The 412-nt window shown below is 55.1% G+C and carries 1 protein-coding gene; it reads left to right on the forward strand.

Annotation, left to right across the window (positions count from 1 at the left end; translation table 11 throughout):
* Positions 1-275: 275 nt before the first annotated feature.
* Positions 276-412 (forward strand): ATP-binding cassette domain-containing protein (locus EEB15_RS33430; protein ID WP_141514272.1); only part of this gene is annotated, 137 nt, incomplete at its 3' end.

Genomic DNA, 412 nt, shown 5'->3' on the forward strand with positions numbered 1-412 from the left:
GGGGGAATCGACGCGTCCCCAACATAGGCACCAGCGAGCGCGACATGGCCGCGTTCCCACAGCGGAACCAAGGCGCTGCGCCAGCTACAGGGCCGCCCTGGAAGTCTCGATAACTTCCATCTTTTAACGAGAGTTCGTAGGAAGTTTCCCAACAATATAAGTAACTAATCTCAAAAAGAGCCCACTGGAAAAACCAGCCAATAACTCCCGGTAATCTACCGCGCTCATGCGATCCCCTACGCATAACAGCAAACGGCTCAACTTCCAGTGAAACCATGATCGACATAGACAGACTGAGCAAACGCTTTTCCGGCCGGACGGTGGTAAACGACTTGAGCTTCCGCATCGACCGGGGAGAGATCGTCGGACTCCTCGGCCCAAACGGAGCTGGCAAGTCGACCACCCTGAAGAT

The sequence above is a fragment of the Ramlibacter sp. WS9 genome, assembly GCF_003797765.1.
GTDB lineage: Bacteria > Pseudomonadota > Gammaproteobacteria > Burkholderiales > Burkholderiaceae_C > Ramlibacter.